This window comes from Paenibacillus harenae (assembly GCF_030812415.1).
Classification (GTDB): domain Bacteria; phylum Bacillota; class Bacilli; order Paenibacillales; family Paenibacillaceae; genus Pristimantibacillus; species Pristimantibacillus harenae_A.
The window spans coordinates 748,813-764,167 of sequence record NZ_JAUSST010000001.1 but is presented as its reverse complement, the minus strand read 5'-3'; the positions used below and the strand labels follow the sequence as shown (position 1 = coordinate 764,167).

The 15,355-nt window shown below is 52.4% G+C and carries 11 protein-coding genes; 9 read left to right on the top strand and 2 right to left on the bottom strand.

Annotation, left to right across the window (positions count from 1 at the left end):
• Positions 1–52: 52 nt before the first annotated feature.
• Positions 53–829, bottom strand: coding sequence for a Cof-type HAD-IIB family hydrolase (locus tag J2T14_RS03645; protein WP_307202270.1), 777 nt, complete (start codon positions 827–829; stop codon positions 53–55).
• Between the two features lie 198 nt (positions 830–1,027).
• On the opposite strand from J2T14_RS03645, the gene J2T14_RS03640 reads away from it, so the two are divergent.
• From J2T14_RS03640 to J2T14_RS03605, 8 genes are all read left to right on the top strand, one after another.
• Entirely contained in the window at positions 1,028–1,612 is a 585-nt protein-coding gene (locus J2T14_RS03640; RefSeq protein ID WP_307467826.1) for a TetR/AcrR family transcriptional regulator, read from the top strand.
• A 41-nt stretch (positions 1,613–1,653) separates the two neighbouring features.
• On the top strand, positions 1,654–3,123 hold the full coding sequence (locus J2T14_RS03635) for a DHA2 family efflux MFS transporter permease subunit (RefSeq protein ID WP_373458096.1): 1,470 nt from the start codon (positions 1,654–1,656) through the stop codon (positions 3,121–3,123).
• Between the two features lie 174 nt (positions 3,124–3,297).
• Positions 3,298–4,902 (top strand): glycoside hydrolase family 43 protein, encoded by a 1,605-nt coding sequence (locus J2T14_RS03630; protein WP_307467823.1) that lies wholly within the window; start codon positions 3,298–3,300, stop codon positions 4,900–4,902.
• 48 nt (positions 4,903–4,950) lie between these two features.
• On the top strand, positions 4,951–6,717 hold the full coding sequence (locus J2T14_RS03625) for a cache domain-containing sensor histidine kinase (RefSeq protein WP_307467821.1): 1,767 nt from the start codon (positions 4,951–4,953) through the stop codon (positions 6,715–6,717).
• On the top strand, positions 6,704–8,305 hold the full coding sequence (locus J2T14_RS03620) for a response regulator (RefSeq protein ID WP_307467819.1): 1,602 nt from the start codon (positions 6,704–6,706) through the stop codon (positions 8,303–8,305). Before J2T14_RS03625 ends, J2T14_RS03620 begins: the two co-directional genes overlap by 14 nt.
• Before the next feature lie 214 nt (positions 8,306–8,519).
• Positions 8,520–9,872, top strand: a complete 1,353-nt coding sequence (locus tag J2T14_RS03615) for an ABC transporter substrate-binding protein (RefSeq protein WP_307467815.1) — start codon at positions 8,520–8,522, stop codon at positions 9,870–9,872.
• An 86-nt stretch (positions 9,873–9,958) separates the two neighbouring features.
• Positions 9,959–10,864 (top strand): carbohydrate ABC transporter permease, encoded by a 906-nt coding sequence (locus J2T14_RS03610; protein WP_307467813.1) that lies wholly within the window; start codon positions 9,959–9,961, stop codon positions 10,862–10,864.
• Between the two features lies 1 nt (position 10,865).
• Positions 10,866–11,696 (top strand): carbohydrate ABC transporter permease, encoded by an 831-nt coding sequence (locus J2T14_RS03605; protein WP_307202255.1) that lies wholly within the window; start codon positions 10,866–10,868, stop codon positions 11,694–11,696.
• Positions 11,697–11,947: 251 nt separating this feature from the next.
• On the opposite strand, the gene J2T14_RS03600 is transcribed toward J2T14_RS03605, so the two are convergent.
• Positions 11,948–12,787, bottom strand: coding sequence for an AraC family transcriptional regulator (locus tag J2T14_RS03600; protein ID WP_307467809.1), 840 nt, complete (start codon positions 12,785–12,787; stop codon positions 11,948–11,950).
• A gap of 95 nt (positions 12,788–12,882) precedes the next feature.
• Here J2T14_RS03600 and J2T14_RS03595 point away from each other — a divergent pair, with 95 nt between their 5' ends.
• Positions 12,883–15,189, top strand: coding sequence for a glycoside hydrolase family 95 protein (locus J2T14_RS03595; protein WP_307467807.1), 2,307 nt, complete (start codon positions 12,883–12,885; stop codon positions 15,187–15,189).
• The last annotated feature ends 166 nt before the right edge of the window (positions 15,190–15,355 follow it).

Here is a 15,355-nt window from a genome sequence, read left to right as displayed (position 1 = left end):
GCTCCTAAGCCGGTTTTTTCGTTGTGAAGTATCGACCATCTTGTTGCTGTTTCTAGTCGATCAAGCCCGCATACTGCAGCCCTTTGCGTATGCCGCCCTCGTCCACATGCGCCGTCACGTAGTCGGCATAGGGCTTCACTTCCTCATGGGAGTTGCCCATCGCGATACCGAGTCCGACAACGGACAACATCTCTACGTCGTTCAGTCCGTCGCCGAAGGCGACCGCTTCCGAAACGGACAGATTAAGGTGCTTCAGCAGCGCCTCGATGCCTTGCGCCTTCGACCCTTCCGCCGGAAGGACGTCGAGCGCGGTTTTATGCCAGCGAATGTAGCGCAGCGCCGGCACGGCTTCATTATAAAGATGCTCCTCATGCTCCTCGCAATGAAGGAATACCTGATAGATGCTCTCGTTCTTCCAGAAGTCGGGGTCATAGCCCGGCAAGTCGACGCGAAGCGAAGTTACCGCATCAATCATATGCGGATGGCCTTCCTCGTTCGAATAGAACTCGCTGTGCCCTTCGAAGACGAGCGAATGGTTATGCTTCGCCGCATGTCCGACCAGCGCTTCCAGATGCTCGCGCGGGATCGATTTCTCGAAGATCGGCCGTCCTTTGTAGACGACGTAAGCCCCGTTCAGGCTGACGAAGCTGTCGATGCCGAGCTGCTCGGCGATTGGCCGGAAGAAATAAGGGGCTCTGCCCGTTGCGATGACCGCTTCCACGCCGCGGCTCTGAAGCGCGCGAATCGCGTCGATCGTATCCTGCGGAATTTGCTTCCGCTCATTCACTAACGTACCGTCAATGTCAAAAAAAGCGATTTTGTAGCTCATGCCGTTATAATCTCCTATCCGCAATCTTCTATTTGATTCAATGGATTGTATATTGTGGTAATATACCATCTGATGCCGATATTAGGCAATCCAATGATGATTGCAAACCAATGATTTATGAAAGTTAATGGTTGACAGCGAACAAGTATTCTGGTTTTATTATATAGACCGATCGTTATAAATGAAGAGGGTGATCCGGTGTCAGAGAGGCAAAATGCGAAACAATCGATTGTGGAAACAGCCTCCAAGCTGTTCGTCACGCAAGGCTATCACGCAACGGGGCTAAGTCAGATCATTAAGGAAAGCGAATGTCCGAAAGGCTCCGTTTATTATTATTTTCCGAAAGGAAAAGAGGAGCTTGCGATAGCGTCCATCGAGTGTACGAAGCAGGTCGTGCTTGCGAAATGGAACGATTGCTTCGACAAATACGACAATCCGGCCGAGGCCATAGCGATGTGCATCAAGGAAATGGCGGACGATGTCGCGCAGAACGATTATGAAGGCTATGTGCCGTTCTGCTTCTGGATGGCGGCCGAGACGTCTTCGGTCAGCGATAAGCTGCGTGAAGCGTGCCAATCCGTTTTCGCCGCGTGGCAAAATGTCATTTCCAGCCGATTGCAGATGACGGGAATCGGACAAGCTAAGTCTACCGAGCTCGGCACCGTCATCGTTTCGTTGCTGGAGGGAGCGTTGCTGCTTGCGATAACGAACCGCGATACGACACCGCTGCTAAGCGCCTCGAAGTGCGTGCCCTATCTGATCACGAAATGCCCTTCTTTATAAGGTGAGAAAGTCATGAATGCACCAGGACCCGATATAGGAGGATGAGAATTTTGCAAGCTACAATGTCTGCAGGAATGCAGGATACGGGAGTCAAATATAAAGTTCTTCCGATCATGATTTCGTTATTGCTGAGCGGTTTTATCGGCATGTTCAGCGAAACGGCCCTTAACGTCGCGCTTAGCGATCTAATTCAAGTGTTTCAAATTACGCCGGCTACCGTACAGTGGTTGACGACGGGTTACTTACTTACTTTGGGCATCTTAGTGCCGATATCCGGCTTATTGCTTCAATGGTTTACGACTAGGCAGCTGTTTATCGCAGCGGTTAGCTTCTCGGTGCTTGGAACATTCATCGCGGCGATGGCGCCAAGCTTCGAAATGCTCATGACCGCGCGTGTCGTTCAAGCGATCGGCACGGCGCTTCTTCTGCCGCTCATGTTTAACACGATCCTAATCATATTCCCGGCGGAAAAAAGGGGAGCGGCGATGGGCGTTATCGGCCTAGTCATCATGGTTGCTCCGGCAGTCGGCCCTACGATCGCGGGTCTGCTTATCGATAAGCTGAGCTGGCACTGGATTTTCTGGCTTTCGCTGCCGTTCCTTGTTATCGCTCTTATCTTCGGCATTTTCTTTATGCAGAACGTTTCGGAAATTACGAAGCCTCGTATCGACCTGATCTCCATTCTGTTCTCGACGCTTGGCTTCGGCGGCGTCGTGTTCGGATTCAGCAGCGCCGGCGAAGGCGAGCATGGCTGGGGCAGTACGAAAGTCATCGTGTCGATGCTCATCGGCATCGTTGCTCTTCTTATTTTCGCGGTACGGCAGCTCCGGATGCAACAACCGATGATGAATCTTCGGGCATTCAAGAAGCCGATGTTCGTCGTCGGAACGCTAATGGTATTCATTTGCATGATGGTCATTCTGTCATCGATGCTCGTATTGCCGATGTTCCTCATCTCGGGGCTCGGACTTAGCGCGCTGACAGCGGGATTGGTGATGCTGCCGGGCGGTTTGATCAACGGTATTATGTCCCCGATCATGGGTGGCTTGTTCGATAAATTCGGCCCGAAATGGCTCGTTATTCCCGGCCTCGTCATCGTTGCCGCCGTTCTATGGTTCTTCTCCGGCATTACGACGGCTTCGACGTTGGCTCTCGTTATCGTGCTGCATTCCTTCCTGATGGTCGGCATTTCGATGGTATGGATGCCCGCGCAGACAAACGGCTTGAACCAATTGCCGCGCGAGCTGTATCCGGACGGCACGGCGATCATGAACACGCTGCAGCAAGTGGCCGGCGCGATCGGCACGGCTCTTGCGGTCAGCATCATGACGGCGGGCAGCAAGACGTTTATGGAGGACGCGGAAAATCCGCTTGATCCAGCGAACGCTCCGCTGGCGCTAACGGCAGGCATTCAGAATGCCTTCATCTTCGCGATGGTTGTCGCTATTATTGGCCTAGTGGTCGCATTCTTCATCAAGCGCGTTAAGGTGGATAAGGCGAATCAGCATTAATGGAATAGGAAGGCGGCATGGCGCACAATCGTGCGCTAAGCCGCCTTTTTTGTCGTTTCAGGAATCAAAAGATGTTAAAAAAATGCATGCGAAGCTAAAAAAACTTGCATACGTGCAGCAAGGCTGCTGTGTTAGTCTGATTAACATAGGCTAACTTTAACTGGAGGTACATGTATGCAACCGACTAATCAAACGATTCACAATCCGATCCTTCCCGGCTTTCAGCCCGATCCGTCCTTTGTCCGTGTCGGAGAAGACTATTATATTGCCACTTCGACGTTTGAATGGTTTCCCGGCGTACAGATTCACCATTCGAGAGATCTGGTTCACTGGGAGCTGCTGCCTCAGCCGCTTACCCGCACGGAGCAATTGGATCTGCGCGGCATTCCGAGTTCCGGAGGCGTGTGGGCGCCGGCGCTCTCCTATTTCGATGGCTTGTTCTATTTGCTGTACACGAATGTTGGGGCGCGCAAGAGCGTCTATAAGGACTTGCGCAATTATTTGGTAACGGCAGAAAATATTAATGGCCCATGGTCCGATCCGATCTTCCTGAACGGCAGCGGTTTTGATCCTTATTTATTCCATGACAGTGACGGAACGAAGTGGGTGCTTAACATGCAGTGGGATTTTCGCGATAACCATAAGCGGTTCGGCGGCATCGTCATGCAGCAATATGATCCGCGGCAGCAGAAGCTTGTCGGTCCAGTTAACACCATCTATAAGGGAACGGATATCGGCGTTACGGAAGGGCCGCAGCTATTCCAGAAGGGCGGCTATTACTACTTGCTCGTAGCGGAAGGCGGGACAGGCGCTAATCACGCGGCTACTCTTGCCCGCTCGCGCCATATTGAAGGTCCTTACGAGACGGATCCGGATTATCCGATTATGACGACGAGAAGCGATCCGGACTACCCTCTCCAAAATGCGGGACACGGCTCGCTCGTCGAGACGCATACGGGCGAGTGGTATATGGCTCATATTTGCAGCCGTCCATTCGAAGGGACGAAGTTGAATCCGCTTGGCAGGGAGACGTCGATCCAGCGCTGCCGCTGGACGGAGGACGGTTGGCTGAGGCTGGATCACGAGGGCCGGCTGCCGGCTTTGACCGTGCCTGCGCCGCAGTTCGCCCAAGAGACGCAAGCCTTTCCCGCTAGAACGGAGAAGGACGATTTCAATACGGAGGAGCTCGATCACGTCTACCAGACGCTTCGGGTGCCGGCGGATCCGTCATGGCTCAGCTTGACGGAACGCCCCGGCTACTTGCGCTTGCACGGCAGGGAGTCGTTGTTATCGTGGCACCGTCAGAGTATGGTCGCGCGCCGGCTTCGGCATTTTAGGTGCACGGCAGAGACCCGGATGGAATACGATCCCGAGCATTTTATGCAAATGGCAGGTCTCGTCTTCTATTATGACGAAGCCGATTATTATTATTTGCGAGTGACGCAGGACGACGAGAGAGGCCGTGTGTTAGGCGTTGTCCGGAGTAAGGCTGGCAAATATGAGGAGTCCAGGCAACTGGAAATAAACGTCGATACATGGGAAAGCTTTTATTTGAGAGCGATCGTACGGGACAGGGAGCTTCGCTTCTTCGCATCGCCGGACGGCGACACTTGGCATACCGTCAGCGATACACTCGACATCGGCACGCTTTCGGACGAGTACGGCGGCAAGCTTGGCTTCACCGGAACAATGATCGGGTTATGCGCCCAAGATTTGAATGGAGGCATGAAGCATGCGGACTTTGATTATTTCATTTATCGCCCCTTCTTAGAAGAGTAATAGCCGCGCTAGAGCGGGCATGGTAAAGTGATGGAGGGAGGGATGCCGATGTTCAGCTTCTGGCAGCAAAAGTGGCGGAGCATGTTCGTTAAATTTTCCGCAGCATTCATACTCGTCGGCCTGATTCCATTGCTTGCGCTCAGTTATTATTCCGTCCAGACGTTTACGGGCCATGTCGAGAGGTATACGTCTAACAATTTGAATCAAATGATGTTATATATGAGCTATAACCTCAATTCGGTGTTCAAGGATTACGATGATGTGTCTCAGCTCATGTATACCGGGAGATACGACGGCTTCTACGAAGGCTCGAACGACAATCAGAGCTATAATGTCAACGAGCTCGGGCAGATCAATTCGATGCCGATCGACGGTTTTTTGAAGACGATCATCTTTAGCGATTCCTTTATCCGGACAGCCTATTTCGTCAGAGCCGCGGACAACAAGCTCTTTTACCAGTACAAAGAAAACCAGGTGTTTCAGCCCGAGCTGCTTCCGGCCGAGGACTGGGGCCGAAGCTTAAATGAAAAGAAAAATAAAATCGCGATTTTTCCGATGCATGCAGAAAGCTACTACAAAAATTCGGATGTGAAAGTGATAACCGTCGGACGCAATCTGATCGATATTTCGGGCAAGCTTACAAGCGAGCCGAAGGTGCTCGGGACTTTGTATTTCGATGTCGATATCGCCGTGTTCGACCAGTTTTTCAAGGAGCTCAGCATCGGGGAGAACGACGAGCTTTACGTGCTGGACAGCGACAATAACGTGTTCTTCAGCAACATGGACGTCATGGGCAAGAAAGAGGATTTACTGAGGAATTCTAACGACGGTACGCTTGTGTTAACGGAGTCGATCCCGTATTTGAAAGGGCAAGTCACTGCCTTATTCATGAAGCAAAACCTTTACGAGCAGCTGGTGACAACCCGGCTTGCCGTTTATATCGCGATATTCATTTGCGCGGTCGTTCTTATCGTCATGGGGGCGTGGTTCTCGCGCAAGCTGGCGGCTCCGATCAGCAGCCTCATCAAGCAGATGATGAAGGTCGAATCGGGGAATTTGGACGCCCAAGTCGAGATCAAAGGAAACGACGAGATGGGCAGGCTGGGCCATGGCTTCAACCGGATGGTCGAACGGCTTCGAATTTTCATCAACGATGCTTACGTAGCGGAAATCAAGCAAAAGCAAGCGGAGCTTAATGCGCTCAAAAGTCAAATCCGTCCTCATTACTTGTACAACACGCTGGAAGTCATTCGCATGAACGCCGTCCATAATGACGCCGACGAGGTGGGCGATATGATTCTATCGTTGTCCAATCAGTTGAAATACGTCATCGATTACGGCGAGGATTGGGTGACGCTCCAGCAGGAACTTGATCATCTTCGGGACTATTTCTATATTATCGAGGTTCGCTACGAGAACCGGTTCGAGCTGCGCGTCCATATTTCCGAGCACGTCGACTTAAACTGGGCTGTGCTGAAGCTATCGCTTCAGCCGATCGTCGAGAATGCGATCCAGCACGGGGTTCGTCCCAAAGGGAAAGGGACGGTCGGTATATCGGTCGAGGCGTCGGAGGGTCAGCTCGCGATTACGGTGTATGACGACGGCGTCGGCATGGAGAAAGAGCAGCTTCAGCGCTTGAACGAAACGTTATCCGATCCGAGAGCTCCGTCTAGGCATGTCGGCATCAAAAACGTGCATGAGCGAATCAAGACGGTATGCGGCAAAGAATACGGACTGAGCATCAGCAGCCGCCGGCATGTCGGCACTTCGGTTCATATGGCAATGCCGATCAAGGAGGGCGATGGACATCATTAAGGTCATACTTGCAGACGACGAGCCGCTCATTATTAAAGGATTGCGCAAGCTGATCAATTGGGAGGCCATGGGACTTGCCATCGTTGGACAAGCCTACGACGGCAACGAGCTGCTCGAATTAATCGAATCCAGCGAACCCGACATCGTCATTAGCGATATTAGCATGCCGCACCGTACCGGTATCGAGATCATTAAGGAATTGAAGCAAAGGAACCATCCTGCCAAGGTAATATTCATCAGCGCGTATCAGGAGTTTTCTTACGCAAGAGATGCCGTAACCTACGGAGCCGTCGACTATTTGGTCAAGCCCATCGTCAAGCAGCAGCTTGAGGACGTATTGCAGGGAGTTCTGTCGTCCATCACGAAGCAGCAGGAGGAAATGAAACGGAAGAGCAAGCTGCAGCAATTGGAGAAGAAGAGCAAGCACGAAGAGCTCCAGGATTGGCTTCTTCAATTGACGGACGGGTCTTTAACGCCCCAATCGGAAGGGTACAAGCTGTTGGCTGCAGAGCTCCGAGGCCCGCTAAATTCCGTTGCGATCCTCGAGATCGATCAGCTAGCAGACGTTCCGGACCGATGGTCGGAGAAGGAAGGACGGCTGATCGAGTTCGCGATCGGCAACATCGTCCAGGAAATCGTCGTTGCCGCCAATCATGGTCTCGCCTTCCTGAGGAATCACAAGTTCATAGCCGTTATCAGCCACGCGGACCTTCGCGAGGCAGTCGCGATGACGCAGGATATTTTGGACAAAATAAAGCTGTATCTGAAGCTAAGCGTCTCCGCTGGCGTGAGCGGACCCGCCGACGGAACGGATAAGCTGGAGCACGCTTACCGCGAAGCGGAGCAGGCGCTGCAGTTGAACTATTTTCTCGGGCGCGGAAAAGTGATAGGCTATGAGGCTCAGGAATCCAAGCAGCCCTTCGACAAGGAGCTGTACGGGATGCAAATGGAGGTCGTGCGCGGACTGACGTCGAATGCGTGGCAGGAAGCGCTCGCCGCGCTGAATAAGCTGCTGGCGATCATTAGAACGGGCGCTTACGGCAACCGTACGCTGGCCGTATCCACATGCCTCTCGTCCGTCCTCTTTATTGTGCAGGAGATGACCAAATCGGGCGTTCAGTTGCCGGGTGGCGCTATTGATATGCACGAGCTGCAGAGCAGGCTTGGCTCCTGCGAGACGTTCAAGCTGATGCAAGAGGAAATGGTTCGCGCCATTGAACAAATATACTCCATGGTAGACGTCGATTCGGGCAATAAAGACAAAATATTGTTATCCAAGATCAAGCAATATATCGAGGAGAAGTATGCGGAGGAAATCACGCTCGAATCGGTAGCCGGCATCGCATTCATGAATCCGTATTACTTCAGCAGCTTCTTCAAGAAACATACGAAGCAGAACTTCAAGCAATACGTGACCGAGGTTAGAATGAAGCAGGCGGTGAGGCTCCTGCTGCATACCGATATGATGGTTTATGAAATCGCGGATCAGGTCGGTTACAACAACGCCCGTCATTTCAGCGACATGTTCAAGAAGCAATTCGGCCGGTTGCCGAACGATTACCGTCAAGAACGGAAAAAAAACGAATGACCGGGCTCCCGGTCATTTTCGTTTTTACGCGCGTTTTGAGATTTTTAATAGCGGTCACGATCTTAAATTAACCGCATACGCGGCTTAAAAAAGTTCATTCTAACGCTTAGCGAACGATGTTACTCTAAGAACAGGGAAAGCGTAAAGACTCGATGCTGCGCACATCGACGATAAATCCCGGAGCATGCATATTAAAGGGGAGGCTTACAAAAATATGAACAAAAAATCGCTAACTCAACTTGCAACACTCGCAATCGCCGGTTCACTCGTTCTTACCGCTTGCGGCGCGAACAATAACGGCGATAAGGCAACGAACACAGGCGGCACGAACGAAGGAGCGGCAACGAACGCGCCGGGAACGGAAGAAGCGAAAGAAGTCAGCTTTACGATCGGCTACGCGACAGGCGATCCCGCGACCAAAAAAGCGATCGGCGATGCGATCAAAGCGTTCACGGATGCGAATCCGAACGTCAAAATCGTCGACATCAGCGAAGGAACGACTTCCTCTTACTTGGATTGGCTGAAAACGAAGGATGCGGTCGGCGAATTCCCCGATCTCGTAGAAATGCGCGATACGGAGCTGTTCGCGAACGCCGGCAAGATCGTCGAGCTGCCGACAGACCTGCTTGATCTGTTTGGCGATGTACCGAAGGTTGACGGCAAAGTCTACAATGCGCCGCTGACGTTGAATGCGCCTCAAGGCATCATTTACAGTAAAAAAGCTTATGCCGATGCAGGCATCGCCGAACTTCCGAAAACCTATGACGAGTTTCTTGCGGCTCAAGAAAAGCTGAAAGCAACGGGCATTACGCCGATCGTCGTCGGCGGCAAAGATATTTTCCACATGGGCTTCTGGCTTAACAAATTCCTGATCGACGATGTCTATTCGAAGGATCCGGATTGGAACTCCAAGCGTACGGCGAAGACGGTCAGCTTCACGGACGAAGGTCCTGTACAAGCGATGACGGATTACAAAGAACTGTTCTCGAAATACGTCGACAAAGGCTGGCTCAGCACGGCCGACAACCAAACGGCGTCGATTCTCGTATCGGGCAAAGCGGCACAGCTGTTCTCCGGGCCTTGGATGTTCACGCAAATCGCGGAAGCGGATCCGAACTTCGACTTCGGCTTCTATCCGCTGCCTGACAGAGAGGGCGGCATTAACGTAATCGGCCTGCCGTCGCCTGCCGGCTGGACATTGTCTTCCGAAGCGGCCAAAGACGCGGACAAAGCGGAAGCTATTAAGTCCTTCATCAAGTTCTTCTTCAGCAAAGAGCAATACTCGCAATTCCTGAAAGCGGCTAACGGCATCCCTTCGACGAAAGAAGAAATTTCGTACGAATCGACGCCGCAAATGCAAGAAGTATTGAAACTGATGGTTAATCCGGACGTGAAAAAATCGCTAGCGATCAACAACTGGTGGGGCGAGAACCAGATCCCTCCGCAATTCCGCAACTGGTTCTACAAGCTGATGCAGGATCTTGTGCTTAAGGATGCCGATGTGAAGGAATACATGGCGAAAGCAGACGCGGAGTACGATACGCAAGTCAAAGCCAATCAGCAGTAAGTTAAATGATGAAAGTTGGATGAGGGGCCTTTGCTCTTAGCAAAGGCCTTCTCCAATCCGGCGCTTAATTGGAGGAGGAGAGCACCATGGCAATGCCGCTTGCAAACAAAAAGAAAAAGAAAAAATGGCAGACCTATGCGGTTTTGTTCATCTTGCCGTCTTTCTTATTGTATACCTTGTTCGTCATCGTACCGACCGTCAGCAGCATGTACTTAAGCTTAACGTCTTGGGATGGCGTAAGCAGCGATATCCGGTTTATCGGGCTTAGCAACTTCGTGGAAATTTGGAACAGCGAACGCGTGCATAACGCGCTCAAAAATACGCTGCTCATGGCGGTTGTATTGGTTTTATTGGAAAATATCGTCGCTATGGCGCTCGCGATCTTCGTCGATCAAGTCAGATGGTTCCGTAATTTGTTCCGCAGCGTTTTCTACTTCCCCGTGCTGCTTAGTGGCATCGTAATGGGTTTCGTATGGACAATCATCCTGAATTACAATTTTGGCGTATTGAATCAATTGCTTGACGTCGTCGGACTAGGCGAGCTTAAGGCCGATTGGCTCGGCAATCCTGATTTTGCCCTCCTATCGATCATTCTGTCGACGGTTTGGAAATCTGCAGGCTACTACATGATCATTTATTTGGCCGGACTACAGAGCATTCCGCAGGATCTGTCGGAAGCGGCAAGCATTGACGGAGCTAACCGCTGGCAGCAATTCCGCCATATCACGTTTCCGCTGCTTGCCGGCGCAATGACCGTATGCATCGTGCTCTCCATGATCAGCGCGCTCAAAATTTTCGACCAAATCGCGGTCATGACCGACGGCGGCCCTGGATTCGAGACCGAGACATTGACGTATATCATCTACAAAGTAGGCTTCGGCGAGCTGCGCCAAGGCTTCGGTACGGCGCTTGCGCAAGTGCTCTTCGTGCTTATTATGATCGTTACGGTCATTCAGGTTAAATTTTTGCGGAAGCGGGAGGTGCAGCTCTAACATGCAGAAGAGAAGAAAGCTTAATGACATCCTGTTGTTTGCAGGGACGCTGCTGCTCGCTATCGTGTTTTTCTTCCCGATTTTATTCAATATTATGTCGGCATTCAAGAGCAACGCGGAGATTATGAAAGATGCTATTGCCTTCCCGAAAGGATTGTATTTGGACAGCTTCAAGTATTTGCTGATGGAGACGGAGTATCCGCGAGCCATTCTGAACAGCTTGATCTTAACGGCTATCTCGATCTTGTTCATGATTCTGCTCATCCCGATGGCAGGTTACGCGATCGAGCGTCATAACAAGAGATGGACGCGCGCAGTGTTCATCTTCTTCCTTGCAGGCATGATGATCCCGTTCCAAGCCTACATGATTCCGCTCTTCAAGGAGTTGAAAATGCTCGGCTTGTACGGGAATCTGGCAGGGCCCGTGATGATCTATATCTCCGGTTCGGTCGGTTTTGGCAGTTTGCTCTACACCAGCTTCCTTAAGGGCATACCGAGGGAGATCGAGGAATCCGCGGAAATCGACGGCTGCTCGAAATACGGCATTTTCTGGCGCATCGTATTCCCGCTGCTCGGACCGTGCACGGCTACGCTCGTCGTATTGAACGGCCTTGGCATCTGGAACGACTTCCTGATGCCGATGCTCGTCCTTCCTTCCGGTCAAACGAAAACGATGATCGTCGAGATTTTCTACTACGTCGGCGAGTTTTCGTCCCGCTGGGATATGATCTTCGCCGGAACGACGATGTCGATCATCCCGATTCTCATTGTGTTCCTGTCCTTGCAAAAGTATTTTGTAAAGGGAATCGCATCGGGAGCCATTAAAGGGTAAACGTCATAGTGACAAGAGAGACAGTGCTTGGAGGCGGGTTATTCGCCTTGGGCGCTGTCTCTTTACGTTGCTCGGCGGTGCTGTGCGGCGTGGGCGGATGTGCGAATGAACACCGTAAGGACACATATGCCCTTATAGCACCAGGATAATGACACTGCAAGGGATGCTAGTTTTTTGCACATATACCTTAGTTTCATCCGATGTTTGGAATTGGAATCGCTTTTATAATAGTTGTGAGCGAAAGCATTTCGTTAATGCATACGGTGATGCGCTGCACGGTATTCGGTCGGCGAGAGGCTCGTTTCCTTGCGGAAAAACTTCGTGAAATGGCTCGTATCCTGAAAGCCCGTCTGGTCGGCTATCTCCTTGATGCTAAGCGAGGTTGTAGTCAGTAGCAGCTTGGCGCGCTCGGCGCGCTTGAGATTCACGTACTTCATCGGCGGAACGCCAAGATGCTTCTTGAAGTAAGCGATAAAGTAGTTGGGATGCAGATGGACAGCCTCCGCCATGTGTTCGACGGTGATGCTTGCGCCCAAATGCGACGCTACATATTGCTGTATGATATGAAGCCGGCTTATTTCTTCGGATCGGTGCTGAAGCACTCGAACCGGCACGTCTTCGAGGTAAAGCGCCACGAGCTCCAGCAGCACAGCCTTCTCGCGCAGGCGAGAGGCTATCGTCTGCTGCGACTTGCATTCGACCATAGCTTGGAAGAGAGCCGTGATCCGGTCCGAATCACGGGCGTTGATGCAAAGCGGCATCCCGATCCATTGGAACAAGTCGAACGGTCCGGCCGTTATCGAGAAGTGGCACCAATATTTCAGGAACGGACGGCGTCCGCCAACGGTGCCGAACGATATTGGAGAATGTGCGGGCGCTACGAACAGTTGTCCGGCCTTCGGTGCGTATTCGGTATCGCCGATCCGTATCCAGCCTTCGCCCCCGCATATGTAATACAGCTTATTATAGGGCGGGAGAGAGCCCTCCTCGCCCCACTCGTCCGATACTTGCGTATAATCGGCAGCATGAATTTGCAGCTGCACCGATTGCAGCAGATCGGATAAAGTCTGTTGTTCATTTTGAAATAACATAGGCTCACCTGCAGTTAGTATGAATGGCCGTACAAATTCTATAGTAAAGCAAAGCTGCAGCAATTCATAGAACGATTCCAACTGGAGGTAACAAAATGACGAATCAGCTTGAAAAAAGAATTTGGTACAAGCAGCCGGCGGCTGCATGGGAGGAAGCGCTGCCGATCGGCAACGGCAAGCTAGGCGGGATGGTGTTCGGCGAACCGCTGCGCGAGCGCGTTGCGCTCAACGAGGACAGCGTATGGTACGGAGGCCCGCGCGATCGGAACAATCCGGATGCCTTGCCTAACCTACCGAAGATACGAAGCCTGCTAAGCGAAGGCAGGCTTCGCGAGGCGGAGCAGCTAAGCGTAATGGCCCTTTCCGGCATTCCGGATTCGCAGAGGCATTACTTGCCTCTCGGCGATTTAAACCTGGATTTTCGTTACGAGACCGACGAGCTATCGGGATATGTTCGGGAGCTTGACGTATTTAGCGGCATTGCGGCCGTATCGTACCGATTGGGAAGCACGAAATTCCAAAGAGAGAGCTTCGCGAGTTTCCCTGACGAGACGATCGTTATGCGATTTACGGCAGACAAGCCGGCAAGCATCAGCTTCACCGCCAGACTTCTTCGCGGTCCCGGCAACCGTTACTACGATGAGCTTGTGAAAGCCGGCGCAGCAGAAGACACGCTGCTCATGCGCGGCAATTGCGGCGGCGCCGGAGGCATGGCGTTCCGAATGGCGCTGAAGGCCGTCTGCGAAGGCGGCAGCGTAACCATCATTGGCGAGCATCTAATCGTCGACAATGCCGATAGCGTAACGCTGCTGCTTACGGCTGCAACCGAATTCCGGCATGACAATCCGGAATCGTATGTGTTGCATTCCGCAGAGGCAGCCGGGGCACGCTCGTATGAGGAGCTTAAAGCTAGACATGTACAAGATATAAGCGGACTTACCGAACGGGTGAAGCTGAAGCTTGGCGGAGGACACCTCGCCGAGTTAACAACGGATGAGCGGCTTAAGCGGGTGCAGGACGGCGAAGAAGACACAGGTCTCATGGCGCTCTACTATCATTTTGGACGCTACTTGCTGTGCGCAAGCAGCCGTCCCGGATCTTTGCCGGCGAATCTGCAGGGCATATGGAATGAGAAGATGCTGCCGCCATGGGATAGCAAGTATACGATTAACATTAATGCGCAAATGAACTATTGGCCGGCGGAGGCGGGCAATCTGGCTGAATGCCATGAGCCGTTATTCGAATTGATCGAGAGAATGCGCGAACCGGGACGCCATACAGCTAGGACGATGTACGGCTGCGGCGGCTTCGTCGCCCATCATAATACCGATATATGGGGGGATACGGCGCCGCAAGATTTGTACTTGCCGGCTTCCTATTGGCAGATGGGAGCGGCATGGTTGTGCCTCCATCTATGGGAGCATTATGAATTCGGGCTGGACAGAACCTTCCTGGAGCGGGCTTATCCGATTATCAAGGAGGCCGCAGCGTTTTTCGTCGATTTCTTGATCGAGACGGAGGACGGACAACTCGCCGTGTCGCCTTCGGTATCCCCCGAGAATACGTATGTTCTGCCAAGCGGACAATCGGGCACATTATGCGTCGGTTCGTCGATGGATAGCCAAATCCTTCATGAGCTGTTCACCGCATGCATCGAAGCTTCGCAAATCCTTGATGCGGATGCGGGCGAGCGCAAGCAATGGCGATCGATCGTGGAACGTCTGCCGCAGCCGAAGATCGGCAAGCATGGACAAATTCAAGAATGGCTGGAAGATTACGAAGAGGCCGAGCCGGGACATCGGCATATCTCGCATTTGTTCGCCCTTCATCCGGGGAAGCGATTCACCGTACGCGGAACGCCGGAGTGGGCGGAAGCGGCCAAGGTTACGCTTGAGCGCCGCCTTGCCAGCGGCGGCGGTCATACCGGCTGGAGCAGGGCATGGATCATTAACTTCTGGGCAAGGCTGGAGGAAGGAGAGAAGGCGTACGAAAACGTACATGCGCTTCTCAGCCATTCGACGCTGCCGAACTTATTCGACAATCATCCGCCGTTCCAGATCGACGGCAACTTCGGCGGTGCCGCCGGCATTGCGGAGATGTTGGTACAGAGTCATGATGGAGCCATTCATCTGTTGCCTGCGTTGCCGAAAGCATGGGCGTCGGGCGAGATTGCGGGCGTGCGCGCAAGAGGCGGTTATGCGGTCGATCTTCGTTGGGTTGACGGACGATTGACCGAAGCGACGATTCATGCGCAAGCAGAAGGAAGCTGCATCGTAAGAGTGGCCGGGCTCGTGGGGGTAGAGGAAGCGGGCAAGTCCGTTGCGCTTCGCGTATCGGATGACGGCGTTGCCGGGTGGGAAACGGTGGCCGGAAGCAGCTACATCTTGAAATTCGGCGCTTAACACCGGCATCGAGTTTAGAAAGCGGAGCGGGAATGTCCTGCTCCGCTTTCTTTCGTTGCATTAGCGGCACAAAATAACGTCACAAAAAACTCAGCTTTACCACCTTAATATAGAGGCGTGTTATAGTATAATCTATAGGAGCTTGGACCACTTGTGAAGGAGGAGT

What these genes read in the sequence shown, in the direction of transcription:
- J2T14_RS03630 (WP_307467823.1), top strand. Translation starts at nt 3,298, where the DNA reads ATGCAACCGACTAATCAAACGATTCACAATCCGATCCTTCCCGGCTTT.
- J2T14_RS03625 (WP_307467821.1), top strand. Translation starts at nt 4,951, where the DNA reads ATGTTCAGCTTCTGGCAGCAAAAGTGGCGGAGCATGTTCGTTAAATTT.
- J2T14_RS03615 (WP_307467815.1), top strand. Translation starts at nt 8,520, where the DNA reads ATGAACAAAAAATCGCTAACTCAACTTGCAACACTCGCAATCGCCGGT.
- J2T14_RS03645 (WP_307202270.1), bottom strand. Translation starts at nt 829, where the DNA reads ATGAGCTACAAAATCGCTTTTTTTGACATTGACGGTACGTTAGTGAAT.
- J2T14_RS03600 (WP_307467809.1), bottom strand. Translation starts at nt 12,787, where the DNA reads ATGTTATTTCAAAATGAACAACAGACTTTATCCGATCTGCTGCAATCG.
- J2T14_RS03620 (WP_307467819.1), top strand. Translation starts at nt 6,704, where the DNA reads ATGGACATCATTAAGGTCATACTTGCAGACGACGAGCCGCTCATTATT.
- J2T14_RS03595 (WP_307467807.1), top strand. Translation starts at nt 12,883, where the DNA reads ATGACGAATCAGCTTGAAAAAAGAATTTGGTACAAGCAGCCGGCGGCT.
- J2T14_RS03610 (WP_307467813.1), top strand. Translation starts at nt 9,959, where the DNA reads ATGGCAATGCCGCTTGCAAACAAAAAGAAAAAGAAAAAATGGCAGACC.
- J2T14_RS03605 (WP_307202255.1), top strand. Translation starts at nt 10,866, where the DNA reads ATGCAGAAGAGAAGAAAGCTTAATGACATCCTGTTGTTTGCAGGGACG.
- J2T14_RS03635 (WP_373458096.1), top strand. Translation starts at nt 1,654, where the DNA reads ATGAGAATTTTGCAAGCTACAATGTCTGCAGGAATGCAGGATACGGGA.